A 13,447-nucleotide genomic window follows, 5' to 3' on the forward strand; every position below is an offset into this window, starting at 1 on the left:
GCTCAGCGCTTCTGCGGCGCGGGGATCGGCTCGCCCTTCATCGCCGCCTCGTCGATCTCGGCCTGGTTCGCCAGGAACGGCGTGCCGTGCGTGTGGAAGGTCGGCACAGTCTTCGCACCCCACGCCTGGCCCTTGGCCCGCTCGGCCTGCGACCACTCCACGACCGGCCAGTCCGGGTCGAGGATGAGGCGCGCGCCGGCGTTGGCGAGCTCGATGCGGTTGCCGCCCGGCTCCCACACGTAGATGAAGAACGTCTGGTTGATGGCGTGCTTGTAGGGGCCGAACTCGATGTGCACGCCGTTCTCGAGGAAGATGTCGGCGGCCTTGAGGATGTCCTCGCGGGTGTCGGGGGCGAGCGCGAAGTGGTGAAAACGGCCGTGCTCGCCGGTCCAGTCCTCGCTGTAGACGACGTCGTACGACTTCTGCTGGAACCGGAACCACCAGGCCGCGTACCCGCCGCCGTCCAGCCGCACCCGCTCGGACTCGCGGGCGCCCATGACATCGCGCCAGAACTCACCCGCCTTCGTCACGTCGCTGGCGAGGTAGTTGATGTGGTCCATCCGGCGGGCATTGACGCCTCGCCCGGGGAACGCGGACGCCTGGTTCTTCAGCGCCGGGCGGTCCTCGTCGTCGGGCACGTAGTGCTCGGTGTCGTAGTAGACGCCCATGAGGTGGCCGTCGGGATCCTCGAACTCGTACGAGCGGCCGACGCCCACCTCGGGCTCGCGCCAGCCGTGGCCGAGGCCGGCCGCCTCGATGGCCGCGACGCGACGCTCCAGGGCCTCGGGGCTCGTGACGCGGAAGAGCGTGCGGCCCACGCCGTTGGTGTCGGATGCGGTGAGCTTGAGCGTGTAGAGCTGGTACTCGTCCCAGCAGCGCAGGTACGCGGAGTCGCCGATGCGGGCGACCTCCCGCATTGCGAGCAGGTCGCGGAAGAAGTGCAGGCTCTCCTCGAAGACCGGGGTGAACAGCTCGACGCCGCCCAGGTGTGCGAGGTCGAAGTTGTCGCGCGTTGCCATGGTGTGTCCTCTCTGACAGTCAGCGGCGGGGTCTCGGGAAGACGAGTCCGTCGAAGATCTTTCGTGCGGTGCGGACCGACGACGAGCTCGCGCGCCAGCCGGAAGCGGCGTCGCCGGTGACGGCGACGGTGGCGGCGAAGGTGCCGCCGGGGTGTTCGATGAGCGTCTGTTCCCCGTCGTCGAGCACGGCGAACGCGGAGCCGACGGCGCCCGGGATGCGAATGCCGGCGGCGACGGATGCGGCCATCAGCACCCCGATCGTCGGGTGCACCCGCGCGGGGATGAACGCACGCGTGCCGACCGCGCCGCCGTGGCGCGGCGGCGACAGCAGGAACATCTTCGGGACGGTCTGGGCCGACACATCGCCCAGGCCGAAGAGCGGGCCCGCCGTCCGGCGGATCGCCTCGATCCGCTCGCGGAGCGCGCCGCGGGACTCCAGCTCTTCCGGGCTCTCGTCTCCGGTGACGTCGAACTCGGCGGCATCCATCAGCACGACCGGCATCCCGTTGTCGACGAGGGTGACGCGGCGACCCGCGATCTCGTCCGTCGGCGCCCCGGTGGGAAGCAGCGGCTTCTGCCCGCGGGTGGTCAGCGCGATCCGGCCGGCCGTGCCCGGCACCCCCGCGATCGCCTCGTCGCCGTCGTAGTCGACTCGCCCGTCCGGAGTGGCGAAGCGAGACTCGGCGATGTCGCCCGTGTTGAGCAGGCGGATGCGCACGACGGTCTCGTCCGCATCCGCCGCGACGAGGCCGCGTTCGATCGCGAACGGGCCGACCGCGGCCAGTAGGTTGCCGCACGTCTGCGCATCGGCGACGACGGGCTCATCCACGCCCACCTGGAGGAAGAGATAGTCGATGTCGCAATCGGGATCGCTCGAGCGTTCGACGACGGCGACCTTCGATGTCAGCGGATGCGCGCCGCCCAGTCCGTCGATCTGTGCCGGGTCGGGACTGCCCATGATCCGCAGCAGCAGGTCGTCCCGCTCAGACGGGTCGGCGGGGAGGTCCTCAGGGAGGAAGAAGGCGCCCTTGGAGGTGCCGCCGCGCATGAGCAGGCAGCGGATGCCGTCCCGCACCGGATCAGGAGTCGGCATCGCGCCGCTCCGCCTGGGGCACGTAGGCGATGCCGAGCTCTGCGACGGCCGACCGCAGGCCATTGATGTCCATGGAGCTGGCCCCGGCTTCGTACTTCGCGCGGTTGGTCGCCTCGCGCGCCGCCCGGGAGCGCGCCGCATCGAGAACGGCTGCCGCCCGCATCCGCGGAACGACGGTCACGCCGTCGTCGTCGGCGACCACGATGTCGCCGGGCTCGACGATGACGCCGTCGAGGATCACCGGAACGTTGACCGAGCCCGGGCTGTCGCGCAGGCACCCCTGCGCCGAGACGTAGCGGCTCCATGCGGGGAAGCCCATCGCGCGCAGTTCGGCGGTGTCGCGCACCCCGGCGGAGGTGACGTAGCCGCGTACTCCCTTGACCTGCATCTGCGTCGCCATGAGCTCTCCGATGTGCCCGAACGGGGAGGGGCCGGTGGCGACGACGACGATCACGTCGCCGGCGCGGGCCTGCTCGATGGCGACATGCACCATGAGGTTGTCGCCGGGCGCGGTGAGGACGGTGACGGCGCTGCCGGCGATCGCCGATCCCTGCTGGATGGGGCGGATGGCGCTTCCGGCGTACCCGGTGCGGCCGAGCGCTTCGTGCACGGTCGCCGAACCCAGCGCGGCGAAGGCGTCGACCAGGTCGGCGTCTGCGCGCTCGATGTCGGTGACGACGGCGTGCGGGCTCATTCGAGCACTCCGGTGACCTGCGGGAAGTAGCGCATGTACGCCTCGCCCATCGTCTCGTGGGCGAGGCCGAGGTTCGGGCCCGCGTTGCGTTTGACCTGCACGCCGCGGCGCACCGCCAGATCGCTGTAGTACGACCACATGTGCTTCTGCGCGGGCAGGCACTCCATCGCGGCGCGCTTCTTGTCGAACGCTCCGGTGATGTCCAGCAGCACGTCGGGCACGAAGCCGCACTGCTCGGGCTGGTGCGGTTCGAAGAAGAACACCGGCGGGGCGCCGATGATCGTCTCCTTCGTCGGGAACGACCCGTCCGAGTTCGCGACACCGATCGCCTGGGCCAGTACTCGCGCCTCGAGCGCCATGCGCGCGGCGGCCGGGTGGTCTCCGTTGTACGGGTCGTGCAGCGGATGCGTGAGCACGACGGTGGGCTGCACGCGGCGGTAGACATCGACCAGCCGTGCGACCGCCTCGGGCGACTCCCGCAGCGGGTAGTCGCCCAGATCGAGGAACTCGATGTCGGCGCCGAGCGCGGATGCGGCCGCCTCCGCCTCGGCCCGACGGATCTCCTTGATCTCCTCCAGCGACTTTCCTGCCAGCCATTGACTCGCGGACTCGCCGCGCTCGCCGAAGCTCAGGCAGACCACCGTGGCGCGCTCGCCGCGCATGGTGGCGGCGGCGATCGCACCGCCGGCCCGCCAGACGAAGTCGCCCGCGTGGGCGCTGACCACGAGTAACGCCGGGGTGACTGCAGTCATATCCGCTCCTTGGTTCGGCGGCGTCGAGCCGACGCGTGACGGCAGGCGTCCGGAGTCGACGCCGGTGCCGATTCGTGGGCTCAGCGAATCACACCCGCTGCAAAATGGTCAAGATTTTGTTGACAATCTGAGATCGCGAAACCACTATGGGCAGAGGTAAAAGCCGCCTATCATCGCGGCAGGCCCACAGACGAGGAAGTCGAGGCAATCATGGCGCGGACGCTGCAGGAGCTGCTGGACGAGCGAGGAAACACCGTCGAGATGCTGCGCGATTCGCAGCTCGGCACCTATATCTATCCGGTCGTGCCGGCCGAGTTCTCCAACTGGCGCCGGGAGCAGAAGGCGTGGCGCGAGACGGCCGTGCTCTACGACCAGACGCACCACATGGTCAACTTCTTCGTCTCGGGACCGGATGCGCTCAAGCTGCTGAGCGACACCGGAATCAACTCGTTCGCGAACTTCCCGCTGAACACCGCCAAGCAGTTCGTGCCGACCGCATCCAACGGCGGCGTCATCGGCGACGGCATCCTGTTCCACGAGGCCGAGAACGAGTACGTCTACGTGGGCCGTGCGCCGGGCGCCAACTGGCTGCAGTTCCACGCGGAGACCGGCGGCTACGATGTCGAGTTCCGCTACGACGACCGCTCGCCCTCGCGTCCCTACGGCGCCGCCGTGCACCGCGACTACTACCGCTTCCAGATCCAGGGCCCGAATGCCTGGGACATCATCGAGAAGCTCAACGGCGGCCCGCTCGAGAAGGTGCGCTTCTTCCACATGGGAGAGATGACGATCGCCGGTGAGAAGGTGCGCACCCTCCGCCACGGGATGGCGGGCGCTCCCGGTCTCGAGATCTGGGGACCGTACGCGCAGCACCAGAAGATCCGCGATGCCGTGCTCGAGGCGGGACGCGAGTTCGGCATCGAGCCCTGCGGCTCGCGCGCCTACTCCTCGAACACGCTCGAGTCGGGGTGGATCCCGTCGCCGCTGCCGGCGATCTACACGGGCGAGGGCGAGCGCGCGTACCGCGAGTGGCTGCCCGCCAACAGCTACGAGGCGATCAACGCGCTCGCGGGATCGTTCGTCTCGCAGAACATCGAGGACTACTACCTGAACCCGTGGGAGCTCGGCTACGGCTCGTTCGTGAAGTTCGACCACGACTTCATCGGCCGTGACGCGCTCGAGAAGATCGACCCGGAGACCCAGCGCAAGAAGGTCACGCTCGCCTGGAACGACGAGGACCTGGCCAAGATCCTCACGAGCGTCATCGACCGCGAGGGCGTGGGCTACCAGTTCTTCGACCTCCCGAACGCGAACTACGGCTCGTCGAACTACGACGCGGTCATCGACGCCGACGGCAACAACGTCGGTCTCTCGCTGTTCACCGGTGTCACGGCGAACGAGAAGCGCGGACTGTCGCTCGCGACCGTAGACCGCGACGTGCCGGTCGGCGCCGAGGTGCGCGTCGTCTGGGGCGAGCCCGACGGCGGGTCGAAGAAGACCACGGTCGAGCCGCACGACCAGATCGCGGTGCGCGCTGTCGTCAGCCCGGTGCCGTACGCGGTCACCGCGCGCGCCGAGTACCAGGGCGGGTGGCGCACCACCGGAAGCCTCTGAGCGAGCGTCCCGCGCGACGAAGGGGTCGTGCGGGCCGCTCCGGAAACCCGGGCGCCTCGGCGCCGGCGTGACGCCCCCACATCTCTCGAGAGTTGGGGGCGTCACGCATGTCAGGCCGTCCGCTCGCCGTGGATGGCCTCGAACCGACCGGACGAGCCGCGGATGGCGCGGGCCACGGTGTCGAAGAGCCAGTCGAGCGCGGCGGGATGCTGGGAGCTCGACCGTCGATAGAGCGCGATCTCCACGGGCGGCATCTCGAACGGGAGCGGCCGCACCACGAGGGGCCACGTCTGCGTCCACCCGAGCGCGATCGTGTCCGGCAGCGTCGCGACGAGATCTCGGTCGCGCGCGAGAAGCGGCGGCAGCGACGCGAGGTGGTTCACGGCGATGCGAGCATCGATCTCGATCCCGTGCGCGCGGCGTGCGCGCTCGAGGGCGGGTGCGCCGGAGTCGCTGGCGACGGCGACGTGGGAGGCGGCGGCGTACGCATCGAGCGTCAGCGGCTCGTCGGCGAGTGGATGCGCGGCCGACATCGCGACGCCGTAGCCCTGCGACTTCAGGACCGTCCGCCCGAACGGGCCCGGCACGTGCGAGGGCGTCACCGCGAGATCGACGACGCCGCGGCCCAGCCAATCGGGCAGGGCGGCCACATCCATCGGCACGACCTCGATCCGCATCCGGGGGGCCTCGGCGCGCACAGCCCGGACGATGGCGGGGAGCCACCCGATCTCGCCGAGCTCCGACAGCGCGATGCGGAACGTGCGGTCGGAGTCGGCGGGAGCGAATCGGTGCACGCCGTCGAGAGTGCGGTCGACGGCGGCGAGGGCATCGCGGAACCCCGGGTAGACGCTGTCCGCCAACGGGGTGGGCTCCATTACGCGACCGACGCGCCGGAACAGCGGGTCATCCAGCTCGCGTCGCAGGCGCCCGAGCGCCTGGCTCACTGCGGGCTGGGTGACGTAGAGACGACGCGCGGCGCTCGTGAGACTCCGCGTCTCCGCGATCGCCACGAACACGCGAATGAGATTCAGATCCACCGGCTGCTCCCGACTGAAGCATCGTTGCCTCCGCATAAGTATCGGTAATCGAGATACCCCCTGTCGATGCCGTCGAGTTTCTTAACCTGTGGATGCGGGCACGGTCGCCCGTCCGAACGAGGGAGTTCACATGTCCGCATCCGCTTTCGACGCCATCGCCCAGGTGGGCAACCCTGTCGACCTGCTGCGCAACGCGCAGAGCAAGCCGACGATCTTCCCGGTGACGCCGGAGTTCAGCAACTGGCGCAGCGAGCAGCGGTCGTGGCGGGAGAGCGTGGCGCTGCTGGATCAGTCGCACCACATGACCGACCTGTTCATCTCCGGTCCCGATGCGCTGCGGCTGCTGAGCGACACCGGCGTGAACTCGTTCGCCCGGTTCCCGGTGGATGCGGCGAAGCAGTTCATCGCGGTCAACCACGAGGGCTACCTCATCGGCGACGCCATCCTGTTCCACCTCGAGGAGCAGGTGTTCGATCTCGTGGGCTGGTACATGGTGCTGGACTGGGTGCAGTTCATCGGCGAGACCGGCGACTACGACGTCACCTTCGAGCGCGACGCCAACACACTCATGCGCGAGCCCGGCGTCGACCCCGTGTTCTACCGCTATGAGCTGCAGGGCCCGCACGCTCTCGCTCTCATGGAGAAGCTCACCGGCGCGCCCGTGCCGCCCACGAAGTTCTTCGGTATGGCCACGTTCGACATCGCCGGTGTCACCGTTCGCTCGCTGCGGCACGGCATGGCCGGTCAGCCCGGATTCGAGCTGTTCGGGCCGTGGGCGGACGGCGCCCGCATCCGCGAGGCGATCATCGCGGCGGGGGAGGAGTTCGACCTCGTGCTCGTGGGGGCGAAGGCGTACTCATCCGCGAACCTCGAGTCGGCGTGGGTCCCCTCGCCGCTGCCGGCCATCTTCTCGGGCGAGCAGATGGAGGACTACCTCGCGTGGCTGCCCGCCGCACGCCTCGGCTCTCTCGCCGGCAGCTTCGTGTCCGACCGCATCGAGGACTACTACTTCACGCCGTACGACCTCGGGTACGGCCGCAGCGTCGCGTTCGATCACGACTTCATCGGCCGCGCGGCGCTCGAGGCGCACGCCGCCGCCGAGCAGCGGGTGAAGGTGACGCTCGTCTGGAACCCCGACGACCTCGCGGCCGCGCAGCGCTCCCTCGTCGAGGAGGGGTTGCCGGCGAAGTACATCGACTTCCCGAAGGCGCGATACGGCCTGTATCAAGTTGATCGCGTGCGAGCCGACGGCGTGGATGTGGGCATCTCCCACGACTGCGGTTACATCACGAACGAGCAGGCCTTCGTGTCGCTCGCGAGCATCGCCGCCTCGCACGCGGAGCCCGGAACCCAGGTGGTGTTGACGTGGGGCGAGGATCCCAACTCCGCCAAGCCCGCCGTCGAGCGTCACCGGCAGGTCGAGATCCGCGCGACGGTCGCCCCCGCGCCCTACTCCCGCTTCGCCCGGGAGAACTACCGCGCCGGGTGAGGGGGCGGGCGGGGTGGGTCGCACCCTCGCGCGGCCCGTTCCGCATCCGTGTCTCACTTGTGCACGAATAGCGCCCGACACGTGTGAACACATGAGACACGCAGGACCCGGCACCCCATCCGTGTCTCAGTTGTGTACGCGGAGAGCCCCGTTGACCTGGACAAGTGAGACATGGTGGCTACTGCCAAGTGAGACAGGGGGGGGCTACTGTGCTGGGCGACCCTGCGAGCGACGGCCCGGTGTCTCACCCCTGTCCGGGTGCGCCGTACATGCTGCCGTCGGGCAGGGGCGGGCAGGTGGCGGTGTCGGTCTGGGCGGCGACCACAGCCCGGATGGCCACGTCGGCATCCATCTTCTTGACGGTGTAGACGACGCCCTCTTGTGCACCGACTTTAGGGATGTAGCCAACTGTGGCTGAATCGACCGGCCCCCACTCGTCCGACACCGGTGCGGGCAGGGTCGTGATGAGATCGGCGGTCGGGTTCTGGGCCAGCCAGTTGGCCGCATCGACGACCGTCATGCCGGGGACCATCCAGAACCCGACCACATCCTTGTAGGGGCCGCAAGGCCATGCGGTTCCTGCGCCGAATCGGATCGGCGACTTCTCCAAACGAACGGCCCGCGGAGGTAGCTTCGCTGCATCCAGCCACGCCTGGGCTTGCGCAAGAGCGGCGGCCTCGCCCGCTGAGGGTGTCGGGGACTCGCTCGTGGCGATGGGGGCCGGGTCTGCGTCCGTACCCGCGGGATCCGCGTCGGTGGCGCACCCCGTCAACGCGACGAAGGCCAGGAGAAGCGCACCGGGAACGGCGAGGAGGCGAGGCCGCATAGGCCAAACATAGTGTGCGGCCTGCGTCGCATGTGGCGCGGATGCAGCGGGCGGCCGGTACGCGGCCCCGGCCGTCCTCGGAGCGCCCCCGCATTCCCCTCGCATCCGCATCCGTGTCTCACTTGTGCACGTGGTTCGCCCGATATGCGTGAACATCTGAGACACGCAACGCATCTCACCGCATCCGTGTCTCACTTGTGCACGTGGTTCGCCCGATATGCGTGAACCGGTGAGACACGGAGAGTCGGGCCTGCGAGAGCGGGAGTGCGTGCGAGCGGGAGTCCGCGAGCGTGCAGCAGCCTGAGGCGGCGGAGGCGCCTAGGCGAGGGTGAGGAACAGCTTCTCGAGCTCCTCAACCGTGAGCCGGCCGTCGGCGGCATCCTCGCCCGCGACGTCCTGGTCGGCAGGGGCGTCGGTGAGGCACTCGCGCATGGCGGTCGAGATGATCGCGAACCCGGCGCGGTCGATCGCGCTGCTAACGGCGGCGAGCTGCGTGATGACGTCGCGGCAGTCGCCGCCGTTCTCGACGGCCGCGATCACCGCGGCCAGTTGGCCCTGCGCGCGCTTGAGTCGGTTGGCGGCCTTCCTCACGGCCTGGGCGTCGTGCAGGGAGCGGTTGGAGGTGTCCATGGTGTCTCCTCGATAGCGGATAGTCAGACAGTGGTACCGGCGGCCCAGGTCCGGTAGCCGCCGTCGAGGTTGCGGACGTCGTAGCCGAGCTGGGTGAGCAGCCGTGCGGCGGTATGGCCGCGCTGGCCGACCTGGCAATGCACGACGATCGGCTGCTCGCCGAGCTCGCGGTGCCGGGCGCGGATCGCGTCGAGGGGCAGGTTCACCGCCCCGGGGATCGCGCCCGCCGCGTGCTCCGCCGGGGTGCGCACATCGACCAGGAGCGCTCCGCTCTCGCGCGCCGCGTCCAGCTCGTGCCACTGCAGCGTGCGCGTGGCGCCCGAGGCGGTGTTCTCCGCGACGTAGCCGAGCATGTTGATCGGATCCTTCGCGGACCCGTACTGCGGCGCGTAGGCCAGCTCCAGCTGGGAGAGCGCGGTCGCGGTGAGCCCCGCCGACATCGCGACGGCGATGATGTCGATGCGCTTGTCGACCCCCTCGCCGCCGACGATCTGTGCTCCGAGGATGTGGTCGGTCGCCGGGTCGACCAGCAGCTTCATCGCCATCGGCTGCGCGCCCGGGTAGTACGTCGCGTGCGAGGCGGGATGCGTGTGGACGACGCGGTGCGGGCGCCCCGCATCCCGAAGCCGCCGTTCGCTCCAGCCGACGAGGGCGACTGTGGTGCCCAGTAGTCCGAGGATCGCGGTGCCGAGAGCCGGCGTCGCGTCGTCCGGTTCGATCCCGGCGATGTCGTCGGCTGCGGCCCGGCCGTGTCGGTTGGCGAGTCCGGCCATCGTCACGAGTGTCGGTGCGCCGTCGAGGTGGTCGCGCTTCTCGACCCCGTCGCCCACGGCCCATACCCTCGGCGCAGAGGTGCGGTGGCGAGGGTCGACGGCGATACCGCCGGTCGGCCCGAGGCGGATGCCGGCCGCATCCGCGAGGCGTCGGTCGGGACGCACGCCGCTCGCCTCGATCACCAAGGACGCCTCGACCGCTCTGCCATCGCTCAGGTGAACGCTCCCCGGCTCCGCCCCCGTGACGGTCACTCCGAGCCGCACATCGACACCCGCGTCCCGAAGGAGAGTCAGGATGGGGGCGGCCATCTCGACGTCGAGCGGAGAGAGCACCTGCGCGCCGCGGCTCACGAGCGTCACGTGTGCGCCGCGGGCGAGGAGATTCTCGACCGCTTCGAGCCCGATGAACCCGGCGCCCACGACCACGACGCGAGGCGACGGTCCGGCGGTGTCGAGCACCTTGAGAACCCGGTCCACGTCTTCGACGCTGCGCAGCGTGTGCGTCGGCACGTGCTCGGCGGACAGCCCCGGGTTCGCGGTGGCGCCGGTGGCGATGACGAGCTCGTCGTAGTGCTCGATCCGCTCCGCATCCGATTCGAGGTCACGCACGGTCACCGTCTGTGACGCCGCATCGATGGCGACGACGTCGTGGCGTACGTGCACGTCGAGGGCGAACCTGCTCGCGAGTGACTGCGGCGTCTGCAGCAGGAGAGACGAACGATCCGCGATCACGCCGCCGACGTGGTAGGGCAGCCCGCAGTTCGCGAACGATACGTGCGCGCCCCGTTCGTAGACGGTGACCTGCCGCGTCTCGTCGAGGCGGCGGAGTCTCGTCGCCGTGCTCATGCCGGCCGCAACGCCTCCGATGATGATGGTCCTCATGTGTGGAAATATACCCCCGGGGGTATTGTACAAGCAAGCGACCGTGAGCGGCGCTTCTGAGAAGAAACGGAGCAGGACAGATGTGTCGACAGGTGACGTGCCGCACGTGCGGCAAGACGACGTGGGCTGGATGCGGGCAGCACGTCGATGAGGTGATGCGCGGCGTGCCGAAGCGTGACCGCTGCGAGGGCCACGAGCAGCAGCCCTCTGAGGGTGGAATCTTCGGACGCCTCTTCCGCCGTTAGTGCGCGGGGCTCACGCGGGGCGGTGGCCTTGCTCGTCGAGTGATCGGTGTGCGCGCCGCAGGAGTTCGGCCAGCGTCTCGCGCTCGGCATCGTCGAAGTCCGCGAGCATGAGATCTTCGACCACCGCGATCTGCGGGTCGAGAGAAGCGAGCGCGGCGGCGCCCGCATCCGTCAGGTGCAGCAGGATCCGCCTGCCGTGCGCCGGGTCGCTCTCTCGGCGCACGAAACCTTCGGAGACGAGCGGGTCGATGATCCCGGCCATCGTCTGCGCGCGCACGAAGGAGCGGCGGGCGAGCTCAGAGCTGCTGATGCCGGGGCGTCGACGGAGCACGGTGAGCGCCGTGTACTGCGCGCCCGTCATCCCTGCCGCCGCGCACGCGGCGAGGAACCGGGGACGCAGGGCGAGCTCGAGCTGCTTGACCGTGTAGACGAGACTGCCTCGCTGTGCCGACATCCGGGCCTCCTCCGCGGCGATCACGCTAGCGCACCGCACGGCGGGAATCTCGCAGCGCACGCATAGCCGTCGCCGGGTGTGCGCCTCGGTGGGCGCTCCTGGCATCGGCCGTGGTCTGATCGAAGGGGAGGCGTATGTCACTCGCGCGCAATCTCGGCATCGTGGCCGCGGCGTCTCTGGGCGTCGCGGCTCTCCGCACGAGCGGGGCCGCCTCGGACGGTCCGCCGCCGCGATCGGCGGGCACGATCTCTGTTCCCATCGGAGACCCGGTGCAGGTGCTCGACCTGTTCTACACGCGGATGAATCCGGACAAGCCCTTCCCGGATGCGGTGCTGATGCTGCTGGACAACGGCTCGTATCGCATCGTCTCCGACGGAGAGGACCACTGGGGGTCCTACCTCACCGACCGGACCAGCGCGCCGCGGACGGTGCTGTTCGTCTCCTGGCCGTCGGCGGACTGGGGCGGCGACGTCGCGCAGCACGTGCTCGACTTCGCTGCCGACGGCTCCTTCGCGCAGCACCTGACCCGGCCCGGCGGGCGTACGAGCGCACAGGCCGGCGCGTGGAGCGAGCGCTCCGATCCCCAGGCGTACGGTGCGCACACTCCGTGGAGCCTCTTGCGGCGGACGGAGCGCTGAGCGCACGTCCCGCTCACCCGCCGGACGCGACGACCCGAGCGCCGCGGGCATCGACGAGGAGTGCCTGGTCGTCGCGGAGCGGTTGCAGGCGGTAGTCGCCGCCATAGGTGTCGAGGATGCGGTCGATCAGTTCCGGCGGGTACGGCGGGAGCAGCCCGTCGGCGTGGGGAACGATGGTCGTGTCGATGAGCGCGAGGCCCCGCGTGTCGCGCAGCAGCGGGCCGTCGGCCGGGTCGTCCATGAGTGACGCGGGAGCGATATCGGGGCCCGCGATGATCGAACCGGCACTCGTCCCGATGTACGGGAGACCGGCCCGCACGTGGTCGACGATCACGGCGTCGTTGCCCGTCGTCTTCAGAGCCTCGAGCAGAGCGAAGGTGCTCCCGCCGGCGACGTAGAGCGCATCGAGAGCGCCGAGTGCCGCATCCAGCTGATCCGGTTCCGTATCTCGCACGGTGATCTCCCGCACCTCATGGCCCAGGGCCGAGACTCGCGCGCGCTCCGCCGCCACGAAGGGTGCGCCCGCCACGCGTGCTTGCGCATCCGTCACGTAGCCGATCGCGAGTGGCCGACCCGGATCTCCGCTCGCGTCGGCCAGGAAGGGCGCGAGAGCCCCGGATTGCCAGGACAGCAGCAGAAGCCTCATCCCTCGACGTTATCCGGCGCCCCCGACGCCACGCGGTGCGCGGGTGTTGACGGATATCCGCGCACGCTCTAAAGTTTCAGGCATCCTGAAATATGCGCGATGACGCGCAAGGAGGACACCGTGGCCCAATCCACCCGACTCATGCTCACCATGGCCGATCTCGCCGGTTCCGCCGGCCGCACGTTCGGACCGTCGTCGTGGCGGCGGATCACGCAGGACGAGGTCGACCTCTTCGCGCGCGTGACCGGCGACGACAACCCGATCCATCTCGACGCCGAGGTCGCTGCGGCGACACCGTTCGGCACGCGCATCGCACACGGCCTGCTCACGCTGAGCCTTGTCGTGCCGCTCATGGCGGAGGTCTTCGAGGTCGAGGATGCGGGCATGGGCATCAACTACGGCCTCAACCGCGTGCGCTTCCCCGCCCCGGTCCCTGTCGGCAGCCGCATCCGGGTGTCAGGAGAGGTGCGAACCGCGAGCGAGGTCGCCGGGGGTGTGCAGATCGAGGTGCCGGTGACCTTCGAGGTCGAGGATGCGGCCAAGCCCGCATGTGTGGCGGAGCTGGTGCTGCGCTACTACCACTGACGCGCCGCGCGGACGCCGCCGTCCGCGCTCGGCTGCCCGCCGTCTGGCGGGCGACATCGGACGAAGGGGT

Annotated in this window: 14 protein-coding genes; 4 read left to right on the plus strand and 10 right to left on the minus strand. The window is 69.6% G+C overall.

From position 1 onward, the window contains the following. Positions 1-2 precede the first annotated feature (2 nt). From ACYVJS_RS08495 to ACYVJS_RS08510, 4 genes are read right to left on the minus strand one after another with little or no spacing between them, the layout of a single operon-like run. Positions 3-1,019, minus strand: a complete 1,017-nt coding sequence (locus ACYVJS_RS08495; protein ID WP_460739516.1) for a VOC family protein — start codon at positions 1,017-1,019, stop codon at positions 3-5. A 19-nt stretch (positions 1,020-1,038) separates the two neighbouring features. After that, a complete protein-coding gene (locus ACYVJS_RS08500; protein WP_460739517.1) occupies positions 1,039-2,112 on the minus strand; it encodes a PrpF domain-containing protein in 1,074 nt (357 codons plus the stop codon). Continuing rightward, positions 2,099-2,806 carry a 4-carboxy-4-hydroxy-2-oxoadipate aldolase/oxaloacetate decarboxylase gene (locus ACYVJS_RS08505; RefSeq protein WP_460739518.1) on the minus strand — a complete coding sequence of 236 codons (708 nt, stop codon included), beginning with the start codon at positions 2,804-2,806 and terminating at the stop codon, positions 2,099-2,101. Before ACYVJS_RS08505 ends, ACYVJS_RS08500 begins: the two co-directional genes overlap by 14 nt. Continuing rightward, positions 2,803-3,558: a PIG-L deacetylase family protein gene (locus ACYVJS_RS08510; RefSeq protein WP_460739519.1), complete on the minus strand. Its 756-nt coding sequence runs from the start codon at positions 3,556-3,558 to the stop codon at positions 2,803-2,805. The genes ACYVJS_RS08505 and ACYVJS_RS08510 overlap by 4 nt, the downstream gene beginning before the upstream one ends. Positions 3,559-3,768: 210 nt before the next feature. On the opposite strand from ACYVJS_RS08510, the gene ligM reads away from it, so the two are divergent. Next, on the plus strand, positions 3,769-5,172 hold the full coding sequence (ligM, locus tag ACYVJS_RS08515; RefSeq protein ID WP_460739520.1) for a vanillate/3-O-methylgallate O-demethylase: 1,404 nt from the start codon (positions 3,769-3,771) through the stop codon (positions 5,170-5,172). Between the two features lie 110 nt (positions 5,173-5,282). Here ligM and ACYVJS_RS08520 read toward each other — a convergent pair whose 3' ends face one another. Further along, on the minus strand, positions 5,283-6,209 hold the full coding sequence (locus ACYVJS_RS08520; RefSeq protein ID WP_460739521.1) for a LysR family transcriptional regulator: 927 nt from the start codon (positions 6,207-6,209) through the stop codon (positions 5,283-5,285). A gap of 130 nt (positions 6,210-6,339) precedes the next feature. Here ACYVJS_RS08520 and ACYVJS_RS08525 point away from each other — a divergent pair, with 130 nt between their 5' ends. Further along, the gene (locus ACYVJS_RS08525; RefSeq protein ID WP_460739522.1) at positions 6,340-7,698 is read left to right on the plus strand and encodes an aminomethyl transferase family protein; all 1,359 of its coding nucleotides are present in this window, start codon (positions 6,340-6,342) and stop codon (positions 7,696-7,698) included. A gap of 244 nt (positions 7,699-7,942) precedes the next feature. Here ACYVJS_RS08525 and ACYVJS_RS08530 read toward each other — a convergent pair whose 3' ends face one another. The 4 genes from ACYVJS_RS08530 to ACYVJS_RS08545 form a co-directional block, all read right to left on the minus strand. After that, entirely contained in the window at positions 7,943-8,524 is a 582-nt protein-coding gene (locus ACYVJS_RS08530; protein ID WP_460739523.1) for a hypothetical protein, read from the minus strand. Between the two features lie 318 nt (positions 8,525-8,842). Next, positions 8,843-9,154: a metal-sensitive transcriptional regulator gene (locus ACYVJS_RS08535; RefSeq protein WP_460739524.1), complete on the minus strand. Its 312-nt coding sequence runs from the start codon at positions 9,152-9,154 to the stop codon at positions 8,843-8,845. Positions 9,155-9,177: 23 nt separating this feature from the next. Beyond that, the gene (locus ACYVJS_RS08540; protein WP_460739525.1) at positions 9,178-10,809 is read right to left on the minus strand and encodes an FAD-dependent oxidoreductase; all 1,632 of its coding nucleotides are present in this window, start codon (positions 10,807-10,809) and stop codon (positions 9,178-9,180) included. Positions 10,810-11,064: 255 nt separating this feature from the next. Continuing rightward, entirely contained in the window at positions 11,065-11,508 is a 444-nt protein-coding gene (locus ACYVJS_RS08545; protein ID WP_460739526.1) for a MarR family winged helix-turn-helix transcriptional regulator, read from the minus strand. Between the two features lie 134 nt (positions 11,509-11,642). Between ACYVJS_RS08545 and ACYVJS_RS08550 the strand changes: the two genes are divergently transcribed. Then, entirely contained in the window at positions 11,643-12,146 is a 504-nt protein-coding gene (locus tag ACYVJS_RS08550; protein WP_460739527.1) for a hypothetical protein, read from the plus strand. Positions 12,147-12,159: 13 nt separating this feature from the next. Here ACYVJS_RS08550 and ACYVJS_RS08555 read toward each other — a convergent pair whose 3' ends face one another. Next, entirely contained in the window at positions 12,160-12,792 is a 633-nt protein-coding gene (locus ACYVJS_RS08555) for a Type 1 glutamine amidotransferase-like domain-containing protein (protein ID WP_460739528.1), read from the minus strand. A gap of 120 nt (positions 12,793-12,912) precedes the next feature. Between ACYVJS_RS08555 and ACYVJS_RS08560 the strand changes: the two genes are divergently transcribed. Further along, the gene (locus ACYVJS_RS08560; RefSeq protein WP_460739529.1) at positions 12,913-13,377 is read left to right on the plus strand and encodes a MaoC family dehydratase; all 465 of its coding nucleotides are present in this window, start codon (positions 12,913-12,915) and stop codon (positions 13,375-13,377) included. Positions 13,378-13,447 lie beyond the last annotated feature (70 nt).

The sequence above is a fragment of the Microbacterium neimengense genome (genome assembly GCF_054782995.1).